Below are 1,339 nucleotides of genomic sequence, written 5' to 3' on the forward strand. Positions count from 1 at the left end.
TCCAGCTGGTGGGTCTGGGGCGGGGACTCCGAGTCCTCCTCCGGCGGTGGGCACCACGGCGGGCATCACGGGGGTCACCACGGCGGCGACAGCGGCGGCCACTCGGGCCACTCCTCCTGCGGCGGCGGTCACTCGTCCTGCGGCGGCGGGTCCTCCTGCGGCGGCGGCTCCTCCTGCGGGGGTGGCGGGGGCTGCGGAGGCGGCAGCTGAGCCCTCGGGCACGCATACCCCGGGCACGCACAGCCCAGGCACGCGTACCGAGGCACGGACACCGAAGCGCTCGGGCGGCCGCAGCGGCGATATTCGGCCGCCCGCGACCGCCCCCGCGTGGCGGAAACGCCCAGGGGGCGGCGCCGAGGGCGCACGAAACGGCGGAGCAACTCGCTCCGCGCTAGGGCGTACGCCGTAGTTGAACAGTTGAGCTGTGGAGCCCTCTGAGGGATGGAAACCCTCCGAACTTGGGTAAAAACGCTGTGGCACGGCCAGTGTTCGTGATTCCCTCTAAAACACCACCTCAAGCCCTCGGACGTCCTAGGGACACCGCTTCTCCAGCCGGGCCGACCTGGCCGAATCGCCCGGTGTCACCGAGGTGTGCCGCCCTCTCCTTGTGTGTTAGCGGAGCCGATCCATGCTCACGACCCTGAACACGTCCTACACCGACACCAGAGCCGCAGACCTCGCCTGGGCCCTCGGCCTCGAACCGCTCCCGGCCCTGGCCACCCTCGACCTCGAACTGAGCGGCGCCAAGATGCAGTTGAGGCTCCTCGGCGCCTCGCACCAGGTCCTTCTGGAGACGGACCGGGGCAGTTGTTCGGAGACGGTCGCGTGCATGCCGGGTTCCTCCACCCCGCTTCCCCTCGGCGTCGCCAAGCGCGTCGGCGACTGGGAGTACGAGTTCGCGGCGCGCGTGGAGATGCTCACGCCGGGCTCCTTCGCCGGCCGCGCCCAGGAGCTGCTGGCGCTGGTCTCCGACCATCCGCACGGACTCGCCGGAGTGTTCCCCGGCAGCCCGCACGCCTTCACCGCGATGCTCGCCCAGCGGCACGAGGGCCAGGTGCGGTGGCGTACCTGGCACGCGTACCCGCAGGACGGGCAGTTGGTGGTGACTCGCACTCGTGTCGGGGTGAGAGTCCCGGCCGGGCAGAGTGCCTGGTAAACCAACAGGGCCAGGCTGACGGGGAGTTTCCACACGTGTGGGTGACGAAGCGTCCCACTGCGGTGACGTAACGTCGCAGCGTGATCGATCCGCACGCCCCCGTGTCCCGGGGTGCCCCGCTGTCCTCGGGTGCCCCGCCCTGGACCGAGCCCGCGCGGCTCCCCGTCCAGCCCGGTACCGGGC

The 1,339-nt window shown here is 71.3% G+C and carries 2 protein-coding genes; both read left to right on the plus strand.

The features are described 5' to 3' along the window. A partial coding sequence (locus CCN33_RS32590) for a hypothetical protein (protein WP_208621961.1) occupies positions 1-210 on the plus strand: 210 nt, incomplete at its 5' end. Positions 211-628: 418 nt separating this feature from the next. Beyond that, a complete protein-coding gene (locus CCN33_RS29545; protein ID WP_086696409.1) occupies positions 629-1,156 on the plus strand; it encodes a DUF2617 family protein in 528 nt (175 codons plus the stop codon). Positions 1,157-1,339: the final 183 nt, after the last annotated feature.

It is taken from the genome of Streptomyces recifensis (assembly GCF_002154615.1).
In the GTDB taxonomy this organism is placed as follows: domain Bacteria; phylum Actinomycetota; class Actinomycetes; order Streptomycetales; family Streptomycetaceae; genus Streptomyces; species Streptomyces griseoluteus.